The organism is Amycolatopsis sp. NBC_00348 (assembly GCF_036114655.1).
In the GTDB taxonomy this organism is placed as follows: Bacteria; Actinomycetota; Actinomycetes; order Mycobacteriales; family Pseudonocardiaceae; genus Amycolatopsis.
Map to the genome: position 1 here is coordinate 9,210,453 of NZ_CP107994.1, position 16,445 is coordinate 9,226,897.

General features: G+C 72.2%; 12 protein-coding genes. 10 read left to right on the forward strand and 2 right to left on the reverse strand.

Annotated elements, in window-relative coordinates; translation table 11 throughout:
- Positions 1–30: 30 nt before the first annotated feature.
- Complete coding sequence (pcrA, locus tag OHS58_RS41450) at positions 31–2,448, forward strand: DNA helicase PcrA (RefSeq protein ID WP_328645941.1); 2,418 nt, start codon at positions 31–33, stop codon at positions 2,446–2,448.
- Positions 2,449–3,341: 893 nt separating this feature from the next.
- Here the strand turns inward: pcrA and OHS58_RS41455 are convergent.
- Positions 3,342–4,022, reverse strand: coding sequence for a M23 family metallopeptidase (locus OHS58_RS41455; protein WP_326946087.1), 681 nt, complete (start codon positions 4,020–4,022; stop codon positions 3,342–3,344).
- A 1,710-nt stretch (positions 4,023–5,732) separates the two neighbouring features.
- Between OHS58_RS41455 and OHS58_RS41460 the strand changes: the two genes are divergently transcribed.
- From OHS58_RS41460 to OHS58_RS41500, 9 genes are all read left to right on the forward strand, one after another.
- Positions 5,733–7,430 carry a hypothetical protein gene (locus OHS58_RS41460; protein WP_328645942.1) on the forward strand — a complete coding sequence of 566 codons (1,698 nt, stop codon included), beginning with the start codon at positions 5,733–5,735 and terminating at the stop codon, positions 7,428–7,430.
- Positions 7,427–7,771: a hypothetical protein gene (locus OHS58_RS41465; RefSeq protein WP_247060686.1), complete on the forward strand. Its 345-nt coding sequence runs from the start codon at positions 7,427–7,429 to the stop codon at positions 7,769–7,771. The genes OHS58_RS41460 and OHS58_RS41465 overlap by 4 nt, the downstream gene beginning before the upstream one ends.
- A gap of 119 nt (positions 7,772–7,890) precedes the next feature.
- Positions 7,891–9,060, forward strand: a complete 1,170-nt coding sequence (sucC, locus tag OHS58_RS41470) for an ADP-forming succinate--CoA ligase subunit beta (RefSeq protein WP_247060688.1) — start codon at positions 7,891–7,893, stop codon at positions 9,058–9,060.
- 1 nt (position 9,061) lies between these two features.
- A complete protein-coding gene (gene sucD, locus OHS58_RS41475; protein ID WP_247060690.1) occupies positions 9,062–9,952 on the forward strand; it encodes a succinate--CoA ligase subunit alpha in 891 nt (296 codons plus the stop codon).
- 207 nt (positions 9,953–10,159) lie between these two features.
- A complete protein-coding gene (locus OHS58_RS41480; RefSeq protein ID WP_326946090.1) occupies positions 10,160–10,942 on the forward strand; it encodes a DUF5336 domain-containing protein in 783 nt (260 codons plus the stop codon).
- Between the two features lie 146 nt (positions 10,943–11,088).
- Positions 11,089–12,594 (forward strand): cell division protein PerM, encoded by a 1,506-nt coding sequence (locus OHS58_RS41485; RefSeq protein WP_328645943.1) that lies wholly within the window; start codon positions 11,089–11,091, stop codon positions 12,592–12,594.
- 78 nt (positions 12,595–12,672) lie between these two features.
- Positions 12,673–13,290, forward strand: coding sequence for a phosphoribosylglycinamide formyltransferase (gene purN / locus OHS58_RS41490; RefSeq protein ID WP_247063916.1), 618 nt, complete (start codon positions 12,673–12,675; stop codon positions 13,288–13,290).
- Positions 13,280–14,842 (forward strand): bifunctional phosphoribosylaminoimidazolecarboxamide formyltransferase/IMP cyclohydrolase, encoded by a 1,563-nt coding sequence (purH, locus tag OHS58_RS41495; protein ID WP_328645944.1) that lies wholly within the window; start codon positions 13,280–13,282, stop codon positions 14,840–14,842. Before purN ends, purH begins: the two co-directional genes overlap by 11 nt.
- A gap of 27 nt (positions 14,843–14,869) precedes the next feature.
- Positions 14,870–15,652 carry a hypothetical protein gene (locus OHS58_RS41500; RefSeq protein WP_328645945.1) on the forward strand — a complete coding sequence of 261 codons (783 nt, stop codon included), beginning with the start codon at positions 14,870–14,872 and terminating at the stop codon, positions 15,650–15,652.
- Between the two features lie 7 nt (positions 15,653–15,659).
- Here OHS58_RS41500 and OHS58_RS41505 read toward each other — a convergent pair whose 3' ends face one another.
- Positions 15,660–16,412 (reverse strand): hypothetical protein, encoded by a 753-nt coding sequence (locus tag OHS58_RS41505; RefSeq protein WP_326946094.1) that lies wholly within the window; start codon positions 16,410–16,412, stop codon positions 15,660–15,662.
- Positions 16,413–16,445 lie beyond the last annotated feature (33 nt).

A 16,445-nucleotide genomic window follows, 5' to 3' on the forward strand; every position in this document is an offset into this window, starting at 1 on the left:
CCCACCCGCCCGGGGTAGCGTGGACAGGCGATGGACACCCTCTTCGATCTCCCCGCCGAGACCCCCGCGCGCAAGCCCGCCTCCGGCGGGCAGGCCGATCTGCTCGACGACCTGAACCCCGCTCAGCGCGAAGCCGTCACCCACGCCGGTGGCCCGCTGCTGGTCGTCGCGGGTGCGGGCTCGGGCAAGACCCGGGTGCTGACCCGCCGGATCGCCTACCTCCTCGGGCAACGGCACGTGCACCCCGGCGAAATCATGGCGATCACGTTCACCAACAAGGCCGCCGCCGAGATGCGCGAGCGCGTCGCCGCGCTCGTCGGGCGCCGCGCCAACGCGATGTGGGTCTCCACGTTCCACTCGATGTGCGTGCGGATCCTGCGCCGGGAAGCCAAGACGCTGGACATGTCGTCGAGCTTCTCCATCTACGACTCGGACGACACCAAGCGGCTCATCACGCTCGTGGCGCGGGACCTCGACATCGACCCGAAGCGCTACGCCGCCCGCACGCTCGCCATCCACATCTCGAACCTGAAGAACGAGCTCGTCGACCCGGACGAGGCGGCGGCCAACGCGGCCAACGACCTCGAACGCCGGGTCGCCGAGGTCTACGTCGAGTACCAGCGGCGGCTGAACCAGGCCAACGCCTTCGACTTCGACGACCTCATCATGCGCACGGTCTCGCTGCTGCAGGCGTTCCCCGCCGTCGCCGAGTACTACCGGCGGCGCTTCCGCCACGTGCTGGTCGACGAGTACCAGGACACGAACCACGCGCAGTACACCCTCGTGCGCGAGCTGGCCGGGACCACGCCGAACGAGTCGGGCGTCGAGCCGGCCGAGCTGGTCGTCGTCGGTGACGCGGACCAGTCGATCTACGCCTTCCGCGGCGCGACGATCCGGAACATCGAAGAGTTCGAACGGGACTTCCCGAACGCGCACACCATCCTGCTGGAGCAGAACTACCGCTCCACGCAGACGATCCTGTCCGCGGCCAACGCCGTCATCGAGCGGAACCCGAACCGCCGCGCGAAGCGGCTGTGGACCGACTCGGGCGACGGCGAGAAGATCGTCGGCTACGTCTCGGACAACGACCACGACGAAGCCGCGTTCGTCGCGAACGAGATCGACGCGCTGGCGGAGAAGGGCGAAGCCGACTACTCCGACGTCGCCGTCTTCTACCGCACCAACAACCAGTCCCGGGTCTTCGAAGAGATCTTCATCCGGCTCGGCCTGCCGTACAAGGTCGTCGGCGGCGTGCGGTTCTACGAGCGCCGCGAGGTCCGCGACATGATCGCGTACCTGCGCGTGCTGGCGAACCCGGAGGACACGGTCAGCCTGCGGCGCGTGCTGAACGTGCCCAAGCGCGGCATCGGCGACCGCGCCGAAGCCGTCGTGGCGACGCACGCCGAGCGCGAGCGGATCTCGTTCGCGCAGGCGCTGCGCGACGCCGTCGAGGACAAGGTGCCGCTGCTGAACCCGCGCTCGGTCAAGGCGATCGGCGGGTTCGTCGCGATCCTCGACGAGCTGGGCACGATGATCGCGGACGGCGCCGAGGTGCACGACGTCCTCGAAGCGGTGATGGACAAGACCGGCTACCGCGTCGAGCTCGAGGAGTCGGAAGACCCGCAGGACGCTTCGCGCGTGGAGAACCTGACCGAGCTCGTCACGGTCGCGCGGGAGTTCACCGAGCTGACCGCCGAGATCGTCGCCGACGAGAACGCCGAGCTGATCGTCGACGAAGGCGTTCCGGCGCCGGGTTCGCTGCCCGCGTTCCTCGAGCGCGTCTCGCTGGTCGCGGACGCCGACTCGGTGCCGTCGCCCGACGGCGGCGAAGAAGGCGATGGCGGCGCGGGCGTGGTCACGCTGATGACCGTGCACACCGCGAAGGGCCTGGAGTACCCGGTCGTGTTCTGCACCGGCTGGGAGGACGGCGTCTTCCCGCACATGCGGGCGCTGGGCGACCCGACCGAGCTGGCCGAGGAGCGGCGGCTCGCGTACGTCGCGATCACGCGGGCCCGCAAGCGGCTCTACGTCTCGCGCGCGATCACGCGGTCGGCGTGGGGCCAGCCGTCGATGAACCCGGCTTCGCGGTTCCTGGACGAGCTGCCGCCGGACCTCGTCGACTGGCGGCGCCTGGAGCCGTCCAACCGCGGTTTCGGGTCCTTCGGCAGCGGTTCGCGCGGCACGCCGCGGGCGGCGACCACGTGGGGCAACCGGTCTTCGTCGCCGTCCGCTTCGTCCCCGGGCGTGAGTTCCTTCGGCAAGGGCTGGAAGGACACGGTGGCGCTGAAACTGGACGTCGGCGACCGCGTCAGCCACGACAAGTACGGCCTGGGCACGGTGGTTTCGTGCGACGGCGTCGGCCCGCGCGCGACGGCGACGATCGACTTCGGCGCGGCCGGCAAGGTCCGGCTGATGCTGATCGGCAGCGTCCCGATGGTGAAGCTCTAGCCCGGTCATCGGCCCTGTTCAGGGCCGCACCACCCGTCCGAGTGATTCCGGCGGCGATCTCCGCGATCGCCGCCGGAATCGTCGTACCCCACCGGTAGAACTGACCCCGTGATCGAACACGAGTTCGACGAAGGGGGAACGTGGTGTGGACGCGGTGCTGTTTGGGCTCCTGGCCGAAGGGGTACGAAAATACTTGCGAGGAGTCCTGGAGACGACGGTTCCGGATCGGGGTCGGGAGCCATCGGGGGCTTCGGGAAGCACCTCGCGTGCGGGAGCGGAGGCGTGCCGGCTGGCCGCCGCCTGGCGAGCGCTGCTCAGGCAGCACGAGCTCGGCGCGGACGGGCACTGTGTCACCTGCGGCCGGGGACGCCGCTGGACGACCAGGGCCCGGAGAGCCGCGCGTGTCCGCTCCGCGAAGACCGAGCCGGCCTCGGTGGCGTGGGGCTGGCTGCCGGTGCGAAGACCGGCGGAGCTGTGCACGGTGTGGCAGGTCGCGGTGGGGTACTTCATCCGCCGTTTGCCAGGCGGTCACCGGTAGGTGGTTTCCGGCGCTGAGGAGCCGCTGGGCGGGCGCCGGGGTGCGATCGGTGGTCCGGACCACCCGCGAGGTCTTGAGGCGCTCTGTGGCGCTGGCGGTGTTCCGGCGTCGTGCGGTGCTCGAGCCGCCGGTCGAAGGTGCGGCGAGTCCTGTGGTCGGCGGCCGCGTCCAGAACCCGTGTCCGGAGCGGCGCTTCGAGCCTGCGGTGATTCCCGTGGCCGGTGGGCGTCTTCGGCCGTCGCCGGCGGCTCAGGGACCCGTGGGCGGTTTCGACACCCCGGCCGCGCGGCTGCTGTGCAGCTCTCGCGCGGCCGTCATGAGTGGAGCGAACTACGGATCAGGCAGCTTGGACGACTCAGACGACGATGCCGCGCGCGGCCAGCCAGGGCCGGGGGTCGATCTTCTTCGTGCCGTCCTGCCAGACCTCGAAGTGCAGGTGCGGGCCGGTGCTCTGGCCGCGGTTGCCGATCTCGGCGATCTGCTGGCCGCACTTGACCTTCTGGCCCTCCTTGACGGAGAAGCTGTTCATGTGGCCGTAGACCTGGATCGTGCCGTCGTCGAGCTGGACGCGCACCCAGAGGCCGAAGCCGCTGGCCGGGCCGGCGTCGATCACGGTGCCGTCGGAGGCGGCGTAGATCGGGGTGCCGATCGCGTTGGCGATGTCGATGCCGAGGTGGCTCGTGCCCCACCGGGCACCGAAGCCCGAGGTGAAGGTGCCGTGCGCCGGCAGGCAGGTCTTGGGCCGGGAAGCCTCTTCGGCGGCCTTCTTCGCGGCGTCGGCTTCGCGCTGCTCACGGGCCTGCGTGATCGAGGCGCTGTCGGCGAGCTTCGCGGCTTCGGCGGAGGCGTCGACGACGTGGCCGGTCGGCAGGAGCTCGGGAGCGCCCCCGGAACCCGCACCTCCGGCGGTGAACGAGGCGCTGGCGTCCTGGCTGCTGGCCAGCGGCGTGATCGCGGCGTCCGAGTCGGTGACTGTCTTGAGGGTCGAGCCCGCAGCAGCTGCAGCGAACGCACCGGCCGCGACAGCGGCAACCACGACACGGCCGCGAAGGGCCGAAGAGGGCGGAGCGATGCGGTGCGCACCCCGGACACGAACGACCGCACCTTCCAGTGCGTCCTTCAATGCCGGGGAAGGAGCTTGGCCGCCGGGGGAGCGGTGTGAAGCCAAGACAGGGCCTTCCATCGTCGGGGAGCCGGGCCTAGGACTGCGGGCGGGGGAACCCGGTGAGCCAACCTCGGGGGTGGTTTGCTCGGTGTCCTACTTCGTGACCTGACTGTAATGGGGACCGGGGGACAGTAACGAAGGGGCACCACTGTAGGCAAGATCTGCCCCCCGCGTCGGCCGATCGGGTGGCGTCGATCTTGCGTCCACCTGTGGGAATTACGCAAAGTTAAAGGGGAGTTACTGCGTTCGGTGTGACTTGGCTTACAGGATCCCCGGTTGGTTGGAGACCTCCGAGGGTGCTCCGGGCCGCCGCCCGCCGGAATAAGGATTTGCGGACGGGCGTTGAACACCGCTCGACGACCGGAGCGCCGGCGACCCGCCCGAATCCGCCCGGACTTGCTAGGTTCGCGGGCAATGCCCCCACGCTCAGAGCCCCCAGCCGGGAGCGCCCCCGCCTCCCCGGGCCCCCCGCAGAACCCGGCCCCCGAGGCCCCAAGTCCCACCGCCAAGCGGACGCTTCCCCAGCCGCGCCCAGACCAACCGGCACCGGCCGAGGCGGCGAAGGACGCCCCAAAGCCCGCAGCGACGGACTCCACACCGGACCCGCCAACGGTGGGCTTCCCCGCCACCCGACCGGCGCCGGACGCCACGGAGACGCCCGCACTCGGCTTCACGGCTGCGAGCGAACCCGCCCAGGAGCCCGATCGGGCGCAGCAGACCCCCGCCCAAGGCGCGGCCGCACAGCGTCGTGACCCCGCAGCCGCATCAGCGCCGGACCCTGCAGCGACTTCCACGCAGGGCTCCGCGGCCGGACGCCGATCCCGTCAGCCGGCCAGCCCCGCCTCGGCGCCGAATTCTGCGGAGGCGCCCGCGCTGGGCTCTGCCGCTGCGGGCCCATCCCCTCAGCCGACTGGCTCCGAATCAGCGCCGGAGCTTGCGGCGACCACGCAGGGCTCCGACGCTGCGCGCCGATCCCGTCAACCGGCCGGCCCTGCCTCGACGCGGGACCCTGCCGCTGCGCGCCGATCCCCCCAACCGGCCAGCCTCGCATCGGCGCCGGACCCTGCGGAAACGCCCGCGCCGGGCTCCGCCGCTGTGCGCCGATCTATCCAGTCGGCTGGCTCCGCACCGGCGCCAGACCCGACGGCGACTTCCGCGCTGGGCTCCGCCGCCGCGCGGTCCCCGGAGCCGGAAGGCCCCGCATCGGCGCCGGACCCTGCGGCGACTTCCGCGCTGGGCCCCGCCGCCGCGCGATCCCCTCAGCCAGCCGGCCCCGCGTCGGCGCCGGACTCCACCGCGACGCCAGCACTCGGCTTCACAGCCCCGCGTGAATCCGCCGAGCCAACCGACCCTGCCGGCGACGCGGCGTCGGATTCCGGCGATTCCCCTGTGCCCGCGCGGACTTCCTCCGCCGCCGAATACCGGCGCAAGCCCTCAGCCGAGTCAGGTTCCACTGTGGCCACACCTTCACGCGCCCCCTCCACCCGACGCCCCGGCAAGCCGGCCGAACCCCCGGAAGATCCCCCGATCGCCCCCTGGGAAAACGACCCCAGCCCCACTCCGCAGCTCACCGTCGCCCTCGTGCTGGTCGCGCTGGGTGCGGTCGCGCTGACCGTCGCGGCCTTCGTCCACGTCTCCCCGGCCGCCGGGCCCGGGTTCACCAGCTGGCCCTGGCTGGCCGTTCTGGCGCTCGGGCCCGTCGTGGCCGCCTTCCTCGTGCGCGGCAAGCCCGGGCTGGCCGCCGGCGTCGTGGTCGGGCTGGCCGCGCTCGCTCCCGGGCGGCTGGTGCTCGACCTGCAGTTCGCCGTCAACGGGCCGCTCACCATCCGGCCCGAGCTCTACCTGCCCGACCGGTTCGTGGGCGGCTCGGCCGTCGGGGGCGGGTTCTGGCTGCTCGTCGCCGGGGACGTCCTCACCGCGGTCGCCGGGGTGCTCGCCTGGCGGGCCGTCCGGGCCCGGGACGACGAGCCCGAACGGCGGCGGTGGCGGCTGCTCGTCCCGCTGCTCGCCGTGACGGCTTCCGTCGGGCTGCTGACCGCGCCTGTGTTGTCGGACAACGGTTTCCTGCTCGCCCGCTCTGCGTTCGAAGGGCCGTGGCCCGCTCTCGGCGGGTACCTCCTGCTCGCCGTCGCGCTGCCGTTCGCGGCCGTGCTGGCGCTGGCCGCGCCGTCCGAACACGTGGCCCGCGGGGCCCTGGGCGGGCTCGCCGCGGCCGCGTTCGGTGTCGCGGCGCCGCCCGTGGTGGCCGGCCTCGTCCGGGACGACCTGCACGTCACCTGGGGGCCGGTCCTCGTGCTCGTCGCGATGGCGGCCGTCGCCGGGCTCGCGGGCACCCGGCTGACCGAGACCTCGGAAGAAGACGCCGAGAACCTGGCCGGCGAAGCGAAACTGCCCGGCCTGTTCTGGTGGCGGCTGACGACCGGCCTCCTCGGCCTGGCCACGGCGCTGGCCGCCGTGATCGGCACCCTCGCGCCGCAGGTCGCCGTCACCGCGCTGAACCCGGCCGCCGCGACGCCCGTCAGCGCGGCCGCCGAAAGCCCGGCCCGGTGGTTCCTGCTCACCGCCGCGATCGTGGTGGCCGTGCTGAGCTTCGGCGTCCTGACACCGAAAACGGCGCCGGGCGCGCGGGCGCTGCTCGGGCTCGCCTGGGCGGGGATCGTCCTGGCCGGGACGGCCGTGCTGAACACCGCGCTCACCGCCACCCAGGCCGGCAACCTCGCCGGCTTCGGCGGGGCCGACCTGAACGGCGCTTCCGGCGCCACGCCCGCCTTCACCTACGACCTCGGGGCCGGCGCCGCGTGGACGTTCGCCGCGCTCGTGCTCGCCGTCCTGGCCGCGCTCGCCGCCGTCGGGACCGGCGTCGTCGAACGCGAGGACGCGGTGGACGGCAGCCGGGCCGACGGCGGTGTGCTCACGCCGGTCGTGGCCGGGGCCGTGCTGGCCGTCGCGGCGTTCGGGCTGCCCGTCTTCAGCGTGCCCGGCTACGTCGCGCCCGGGCTCTGGTCGGACTTCGACACGCCTTCGTGGGGGCTGCTGACGGCCGCCGCGGTGGTCGCCGGCGCGGCCGTGCTCGCCCTGCGGTCGCGGCCGAAACCGGCGGCGGCCCTGCTGGCCGGGGCCGCGCTGCTCGCCCTGCTGCACGCCGCGGAGCTGCCGCTCGTCGGCGGCTCGCTCGGCGGCGCGAGCCCGGCGACCGGGTTCTGGGTCGCGCTCGCCGCGGCCGTCGCGCTGCTGGCCGCGGCGGCCATGTCGGCCGCGGGTGCCCGGCGGACGGCGTGAGCCGGGCGATGCCGCGGGTGCTCGTCGTCGAGCTCGGCGGGCCCGACCCGCGCGCCGTCGCGCTGGGCCGCGTCCTGCGCGACGAAGGCATGGAGGTCGTCCACGCCGGCCCCCTGGACACGACCGAGCAGGTCCTCCGCATCGCCGAGCAGGAGGACCCGGACGCGGTCGGCGTGCTCGGCGGCGAGCTGCGGGCGACCCTGAAAGACGTTCGCGTTTTCTACCTCGACGAGCCCGCGGACCCGGCGAGCGGCGTCTTCGAAACCCCCGAAGAAGCGGCGGAATGGTTGCGCGGTGGGCGGTCTCACACCTCGGGAACACCGTCTGACCGCGTACGGTGACCGACTTCACCAGGTGCGGAGTCCCGACCGTTCGCGCAGGTCGCTAACCTCGACTGGTCCGACAGCGCGGTCCGGTAGTGCGGACCACCACAGTGGCGTGTCGTCAGGAGACTGGAGTAGTGGACCTCTACGAGTACCAGGCGAGGGATCTCTTCGCCGCCCACGGAGTACCGGTTCTGCCGGGCTCGGTGGCTAGCACCCCCGAAGAAGCCAAGGCCGCCGCGGAGCAGATCGGTAACCAGGTCGTCGTCAAGGCGCAGGTGAAGGTCGGCGGCCGCGGGAAGGCGGGCGGCGTCAAGCTGGCCCAGACGCCCGACGAGGCGAAGGAGAAGGCGGAAGCCATCCTCGGCCTCGACATCAAGGGCCACATCACGCGTCGCGTGCTGGTGGCCGAAGCCTCGGACATCTCGTCCGAGTACTACTTCTCCTTCCTGCTGGACCGGTCCAACCGGACCTTCCTGGCGATGGCGTCCTCCGAGGGCGGCATGGAGATCGAGCAGCTCGCCGTCGAGCGCCCCGAGGCGCTCGCCAAGATCCCGGTCGACTCGATCACCGGTGTCGACAAGGCGAAGGCCCTCGAGATCCTGAAGGCCGGCAACTTCCCGGCCGACATCATCGACGAGGCCGCCGACGTCGTCGTGAAGCTCTGGGAGACCTTCGTCTCCGAGGACGCCACCCTCGTCGAGGTCAACCCGCTGGTCCGCGACCCGCAGGACAAGATCATCGCCCTCGACGGCAAGGTCACCCTCGACGAGAACGCGGACTTCCGTCAGCCGGGCCACGAGGCCCTGGTCGACAAGGACGCGGAGAACCCGCTCGAGGCGAAGGCCAAGGCCAAGAACCTCAACTACGTGAAGCTCGACGGCCAGGTCGGCATCATCGGCAACGGCGCGGGCCTCGTCATGTCCACTTTGGACGTCGTGGCGTACGCGGGCGAGAAGCACGGCGGCGTGAAGCCGGCGAACTTCCTCGACATCGGCGGCGGCGCGTCGGCCGAGGTCATGGCGGCCGGGCTGGACGTCATCCTCAACGACACCGACGTGAAGAGCGTCTTCGTCAACGTCTTCGGCGGCATCACCGCCTGCGACGCGGTGGCGAACGGCATCGTCGAGGCGCTGAAGATCCTGGGTGACGAGGCTTCCAAGCCGCTCGTCGTCCGGCTGGACGGCAACAACGTCGTCGAGGGTCGCCAGATCCTGGCCGACGCGAACCACCCGCTGGTCACCGTGGTGGACACAATGGACAACGCGGCCGACAAGGCTGCCGAGCTCGCCGCGGCAGGTGCGTGAGATGTCGATCTTCATCAACGAGAACAGCAAGGTCATCGTCCAGGGGCTCACCGGCTCCGAGGGCATGAAGCACGCCACCAAGATGCTGAAGTCCGGCACGGACATCGTGGGCGGCGTCAACGCCCGCAAGGCCGGCCAGACCGTCACCATCGAGGGCAAGGACCTCAAGGTCTTCGGCACGGTCGAAGAGGCCATCAAGGAGACCGGCGCCGACGTGTCGGTCATCTTCGTGCCGCCGAAGTTCGCGAAGGACGCGGTCGTCGAGGCGATCGACGCCGAGATCCCGCTGGCCGTCGTCATCACCGAGGGCATCCCGGTGCACGACTCGGCCTACTTCTGGGCGCACGCGGTCGCCAAGGGCAACACGACCCGGATCATCGGGCCGAACTGCCCCGGCGTGATCAGCCCCGGCAAGTCGAACGCCGGCATCATCCCGGCCGACATCTCGGGCCCGGGCCAGATCGGCCTCGTGTCGAAGTCCGGCACGCTGACCTACCAGATGATGTACGAGCTGCGGGACATCGGCTTCTCCACCGCGGTCGGCATCGGCGGTGACCCCATCATCGGCACCACGCACATCGACGCCCTCGAGGCGTTCGAGGCGGACCCCGAGACCAAGGTCATCGTGATGATCGGCGAGATCGGTGGCGACGCCGAAGAGCGCGCCGCGGCCTACATCAAGGACAACGTGACGAAGCCGGTCGTCGGTTACGTCGCGGGCTTCACCGCGCCCGAGGGCAAGACGATGGGCCACGCGGGCGCCATCGTCTCCGGCTCCTCCGGCACGGCCGCCGCCAAGAAGGAGGCCCTCGAGGCCGCCGGCGTCAAGGTCGGGAAGACCCCGAGCGAGACCGCCGTCCTGGCGCGTGAGCTGTACAACAACCTCGGCTGACACCGAGGAGTAACTCCTGGTGAGGCCGGGCACCCACAGGGTGCCCGGCCTTTCCTGGTTTCAAGACGAAACCTCCTGAGGTATTCACGCGTCTGATGGGCTGGTGGCCTGCGAGTGCGCTAGCGTTCTGCGCACACAAGCCGCCTCGTCTTTCCCGGGCGCCCTCGTGCCCCGGAGTGCCGGTCGAACCGACAGGAGTGCATCCCGATGACCTTCCCCAGCGGTGGGCCTGGCTACCCCCAGCAGGGTGGCGGCCAGCAGCCCCCCGGACCCCCGCCCCCCGGTGGCTTCCAGCAGCAACAGCACCAGCCGCAGCACTCGCACCAGGCGCCGTCGGGCCTCGCGGGCCTGCCGCAGAACCTGCCGCTGCTGCTCGCGCTCATCGTCGCGGTCCTCGGCCTCGTCCAGTACTTCCTGGGCTTCTCCGACAACGCCGACCTCGGGCTCGGCACGACGTTCCTGCTGGCCGGCGGCCTGCTCGCCGCGATGCACGCCCTGCCGAAGGGCCCGCGGACCCTGCCGTTCGCCGCGTTGTTCAGCGTCCTCGGCACCCTCGAGGTCCTGGACACGCTGGTCTCGCTGCAGAACACGCCGGGCCTCGTCATCGTCGTCCTGATCCTGGCGATCCTGCAGATGGTCGGCGCGGTCGGCGCGCTGCTCATCGAGCACGACGTGCTCAAGCCGCCGGCGCCGAAGCCCGCCGCGCCGTCCTACGGCGGCCAGTACGGCCAGCCGGGCGGACAGCAGTTCAACCAGGGCGGCCCCCAGGGCGGGCCCCAGTACGGCCAGCAGCAGCCTGGTCCGGCCGGTTCGACGGGGGAGCCCTCGGCGCCGTTCGCGCAGCCGGGCCAGTACGGCTCGCCGAACCCGCCGTCCACCAACCCGCCGCCGCAGGCCACGACGTACGCCCCGATGCAGGGCCAGTTCTTCCAGCAGCCGCCGTCCGACAACCCGGGCACGCCGCCCGGGGGATTCGGCAAGTCGAGCTGACGCCGACCGCGTGAAACACCCGCTGTGACGCACCGTGTCACAGCGGGTGTTTTGCACTCAGGGGGTTACCCGACCGGGTGGGTTAGCTTCGCCACGCAGGTCGGAGGCGGCGTGGCTCACCCGTACGGACCAGCCCGGATGTCAAGGTGCGGATCATGGACCTGCTCACCCGCGACCCCCGCGAAGAGCCGGTGAGCGACTTCGAAGCCGACGTCGACCCCACCGGCGTGGCGCGGGTGCGGGTGTTGCTCGCGGTCGCGCTGGGCCCGCTGGTCACCGGCTACGCCGTCGTCGCCACTGTGCTGACCCTCGTCACGCTCACCGCCGAACGCACCGTCTTCTCGGGTTTCGGCGTACTGCTGGCCGCGGCGCCCGGCTGGCTCGCCGCGCACCAGGTGCGCCTCGGCATCGGCGGGCACCCGCTCGGCCTGCTGCCGCTGCTGCCGACCCTCGGGGCGGTCGCGCTGGCCGCGCGGACGGCGTCCGGTGCCACCCAGCGGCTGGGCTGCCGCTCGCCGCGTGCGGCGCTGCCGGTGTTCGTCACGGTCACCGCGGCGCACGCGGTGTTCGGGCTCGTCATCGCGCTCTGCGCGCAGGGCTCGCCGGTGACGGCGAACCCGCTGGTCGCCTGCGCCGTGCCCGGGCTGCTCGCCGCCGTGGCCTCGGCCGTGGGCATCACCGCGGCCTGCGGGCTGCCGGACTTCGTCGCCGACCGCGTCGACCCGATGGCGCTGCGCGGGATCCGGGCCGGCGCCATGGGCCTCGCGGTGCTGCTGGCCTGCGGGGCCGCGGTCTTCACCGTCGCGACCGCGGCGTCCTGGTCGACCGTGGCCGACATGTACGAGCCCGGGCTCGGCAACAGCTTCGGGCTCTTCCTGCTTTCCGTGCTGTACCTGCCGAACGCCGTGACGGCGGCGCTGTCGTTCGTCACCGGCCCGGGGTTCTCGATCGGCGGCCTGAACGTCGGGATGTTCGGCTACCACGGCGGCGCCGTGCCCGGCGTCCCGATCCTCGGCGGGCTGCCCGAGCACTCGAGCACCTGGTGGCCGGCCCTGCTGGTGCTGCCGGCCGCGACCGGCGTGCTGGTCGGCTGGTCGCTGCGCAAGGTCGACGCCGACCCGGCCCAGCGCATCCGCACGGTCGCGGTCGCCGGCGCGGTGGTCGCGCTCGGCTGCGTCCTGCTGGGCACGCTGTCCGGCGGCCGGCTCGGCGACGGCCCGTTCGACCCGGTGAACGTGCCGGTCGGGGTCGCCTCGGTGGTCGCGTTCTGCTGGATCGTCATCCCGGGCGCGTTCACGGCGTTCTTCGCGGGCGAGCACGAGCCGCCCGCGCCGCCGGAGGCCCTCGAAGACAACGAAGCCTTCGAGGACGCCGAAGACGTCGACGCCGACGAAGCAGCCGAAGCGCTAGAAGACTTCGAAGAGTCCGAAGAGGACGAAGAGCCCTTCGACGAGGAAGAGCCCGACGAGGACACGGAGTTCGACGCCGAGGCGGACGCCGAACTCGGCCTCGAAGACCCGGCGCTTTCACCTGAAAGTGACGCCTTCGCGGACCCGGCACTTTCACGTGAAAGTGCCGCCGAGCCCGACGAGGCTGTGACCGGAGGCACCGAGACCTGCGGCGACGTCGAGCCGGGCGAGGCCGACCGTTAGGGTTGACGCGACCTGGTGAAGCGCCGTGCGCCCTGGCTGCGCACCGCCGGCGGCAAGGAGCCTGCTCTGTCTCAACGGTTGGAGCTGCCCACTCCGGTGAAGCTCGTCGTGCTCGCGTCGGGCTCCGGCACCCTCCTGCAGGCGCTGCTGGACGCCGCCGGGCGGTCGGGCTTCCCGGCCAAGGTCGTCGCCGTCGGCGCCGACCGCACCGGCATCGAGGCGCTGGCCCGCGCGGAACGCCTGAGCATCCCGTCGTTCACGGTCCGCGTCGCCGACCACCCCGACCGCGCCGCCTGGGACAAGGCGCTGGCCGAGGCCGTCGCCGCCTACCAGCCCGACCTGGTCGTCTCGGCCGGGTTCATGAAGATCCTCGGCGAGGAGTTCCTCGGCCGGTTCACGGTGCTCAACACGCACCCGGCGCTGCTCCCGTCGTTCCCCGGGATGCACGCGGTCCGCGACGCGCTCGCGGCCGGCGTGAAGGTCACCGGCTCGACCGTGCACTTCGCGGACGCCGGCGTCGACACCGGGCCGATCATCGCCCAGGAGGCGGTCGTCGTGGAGAACGACGACGACGAAGACGTCCTGCACGAACGGATCAAGGCCGTCGAGCGCAGGCTGCTGGTGGAAACGATCGAGCGACTCGGCCGCGGTGGCTGCACCGTGGACGGACGAAAGGTGACATTTCGTGAGCACTGACCTGGGACGGCGGCCGGTCCGCCGGGCGCTGATCGGCGTCTCGGACAAGGCAGGCCTCCTGGACCTCGCGGCCGGCCTGCACGCGGCCGGCGTCGAGATCGTGTCCACCGGCGGCACGGCGAAGGCCATCGCCGACGCGGGTGTCCCGGTCACGCCGGTCGAGCAGGTCACCGGGTTCCCGGAGTCGCTCGACGGCCGCGTCAAGACGCTGCACCCGAACGTGCACGCCGGGCTGCTCGCCGACCAGGGCAACGCCGACCACGTCGCGCAGCTGGAAAAGCTCGGGATCGCGGCGTTCGACCTGCTGGTCGTGAACCTGTACCCGTTCACCCAGACCGTCGCGTCCGGCGCGAGCCCCGAGGACTGCGTCGAGAACATCGACATCGGCGGCCCGGCGATGGTCCGCGCGGCGGCGAAGAACCACGGCAGCGTCGCGGTCGTCGTCGACCCCGCCCGCTACGGCTGGGTGCTCGAGCGCGTCGCCGACGGCGGTTTCGACTTCGGCGACCGCAAGCGGCTCGCGGCCCAGGCGTACGCGCACACGGCCGCCTACGACACGGCCGTCGCGTCGTGGTTCGCCAACGTCTACGCGCCCGCGGACGACTCCGGCTTCCCGGACTTCACCGGCGCCACCTGGGAGCGCGCCGACGTCCTGCGCTACGGCGAGAACCCGCACCAGCGGGCCGCGCTGTACAAGAGCCAGGCCCCGGGCCTGGCCCACGCCGAGCAGCTGCACGGCAAGGCCATGTCCTACAACAACTTCGTCGACACCGACGCCGCGCGCCGCGCCGCGTTCGACTTCGCCGAGCCCGCCGTCGCGATCATCAAGCACGCCAACCCGTGCGGCATCGCGGTCGGCACCGACATCGCCGAGGCGCACCGCAAGGCGCACGCGTGCGACCCGGTTTCGGCCTACGGCGGCGTCATCGCGACGAACCGGCCGGTCAGCCGCGAGGCCGCCGAGCAGATCGCCGAGGTCTTCACCGAGGTCGTGCTCGCGCCGGACTTCGACGCCGAGGCGCTGGAGATCCTGCAGCGCAAGAAGAACATCCGGCTGCTCAAGCTGCCGGCGATCGACCGGCCGTCGCCGATCGAGTTCCGCCCGATCTCCGGCGGCGTCCTGGTGCAGACCGTCGACGCGATCGACGCGCCGGGCGACGACCCGGCGTCGTGGACGCTGGCCACCGGCACGGCGGCCGACGAGCAGACCCTGCGCGACCTCGAGTTCGCGTGGCGTTCGCTGCGCGCGGTGAAGTCGAACGCGATCCTGCTGGCCGCCGACGGCGCGACCGTCGGCGTCGGCATGGGCCAGGTCAACCGCGTCGACTCGTCGCGGCTGGCCGTCTCGCGCGCGGGTGACCGGGCCACGGGTTCGGTCGGCGCGTCGGACGCGTTCTTCCCGTTCCCGGACGGCCTGGAAGTGCTGGTCGAGGCGGGCGTCCGGGCGATCGTGCAGCCCGGTGGCTCGGTCCGCGACCCCGAGGTGATCGCGGCCGCGGAGAAGGCGGGCGTCACGATGTACCTGACGGGGACGCGCCACTTCGCGCACTGACCCGCGGGCTTCGAGAGGGAGGGCTCGATGCAGCAACCACCGCAGTACGGTCAAGGTCAGCAAGGGCCGCAGGGGTACCCGGGCTACGGGCAGCAGCCCGGGTACCCGCCCCAGCAACCCGGTCACCCGCCGCAGCAGAGCTACCCGCCGCCGGGGTATCCGCCGCCCGGGTACGGCGGTCCGCTGCCGCCGCACCAGCCGCCCAAGAAAAAGAAGACCGGGCTGATCCTCGGCATCGTCGGCGGCGTCGTGGTGCTGCTCGGCGCCGGTATCCCGCTCGGCATCTTCGCGAGTGACTACTACGCGAGCACCGGCGCGGATCCGGTGTCGTCGCCGGCGCCCGCCGAATGCCAGGTGCCGCCGCAGGTGCTGGCGAAGGCCGGGTTCCCGAGTTTCGTGAGCGGCAACCCCGGCGCCGCCGCGACGGTGCCAGGCCTGAAGCAGATCGGCTGCGGCTTCAAGCCGGGTCCTGAGGAGAACGTCCGCGACGCGACGCTGAACGTCCGGGTCGTCGAGTACTCCGGCGAGGGCGCGCTGCAGCAGGCGAAGAACAACTTCATGCCGGCGAAGCCGGAAAACCCGCCGATCGAGGTGCGCGGTCTGGGCGACAAGGCGGCGCTGGTCCGCCTGATCACCCAGAGCGCGTTCAGCGGCGCCGAACTGCACGTGCTGAAGGGCACGAACGTCGTCACGGTCGAGGTTTCCGGCTGGGACAAGGGTTTCTTCTCGAACTCGCCGATCCCCCAGCAGGAAGCCGACGACGCGGTGAAGGCCGTCGGCGCCGAAGTCGTCAAGAAGCTGCCGCGCTAGGAGCGGCTCACGCGGGTGCCGGCAGCGCCTTGCAGAGCGCCGCCGGGAACTTCGGGTCGGCCGCCCGGATCTCCGCGCAGCCCGCGGACTTCGCCTGCGCGAACGCCGTCCACCCGGCGTCGCTCCAGCGGAAGGCCGTGCGCGACGGCGGTTCGGTCTGGTGCAGCAGCAGGTCGATGACCAGCCAGTTGGAGTCGCAGGCGCGGGTGGCGCCGCTGCTCTCGGCGCCCGTCGCGGACACCGCCGCGCCGATCCACGCCGGGTCGCAGTGGTCGGCGGGCGGGGCGCAGGTGCCCTGCGGGGCGCAGTGACCCCAGCCGGCGCCGAGCTTGTGCCAGGCGTTGCCGTTGTCGGCGTTGAGGATCACCGTGCGGTCCGCGACCGGCCCGGTCGTGGCCAGCCGCAGCTCGGCGGGCACCTTGTCCTCGCAGCCACCCGCCGCGGGCCGCGTCGAGTAGACGACGTCGGCGCGGATGTCGGTCTTGGCCTCGGTGACCTGCTCGATCCGCGGCTCCCGGACGCAGCCGGGGTCCGGGCCGGGCAGCGCGACCTGGACGAACAGGCTGAACGGGTCGGGACCGGGGCGGATACCGGTGACGTCGGCGCGGAACGAGCGCCACTCCGGGCCGATGGTCGTCGGCCCGGGGGCCGCGGCCTTCGCGCCGGGCAGGCCGCTGCCGCCGGACGCGAGCACGACGGCCAGCACCGCGCCCGCCACGACCAGCACCCCGGCCGCCCACAGGATCGGTCTCTTCGTCATCGCCACCCCCGGAAGTCCACCCGGGAATCTAGC

What these genes read in the sequence shown, in the direction of transcription:
- pcrA (WP_328645941.1), top strand. Translation starts at nt 31, where the DNA reads ATGGACACCCTCTTCGATCTCCCCGCCGAGACCCCCGCGCGCAAGCCC.
- OHS58_RS41500 (WP_328645945.1), top strand. Translation starts at nt 14,870, where the DNA reads ATGCAGCAACCACCGCAGTACGGTCAAGGTCAGCAAGGGCCGCAGGGG.
- OHS58_RS41505 (WP_326946094.1), bottom strand. Translation starts at nt 16,412, where the DNA reads ATGACGAAGAGACCGATCCTGTGGGCGGCCGGGGTGCTGGTCGTGGCG.
- OHS58_RS41480 (WP_326946090.1), top strand. Translation starts at nt 10,160, where the DNA reads ATGACCTTCCCCAGCGGTGGGCCTGGCTACCCCCAGCAGGGTGGCGGC.
- sucD (WP_247060690.1), top strand. Translation starts at nt 9,062, where the DNA reads ATGTCGATCTTCATCAACGAGAACAGCAAGGTCATCGTCCAGGGGCTC.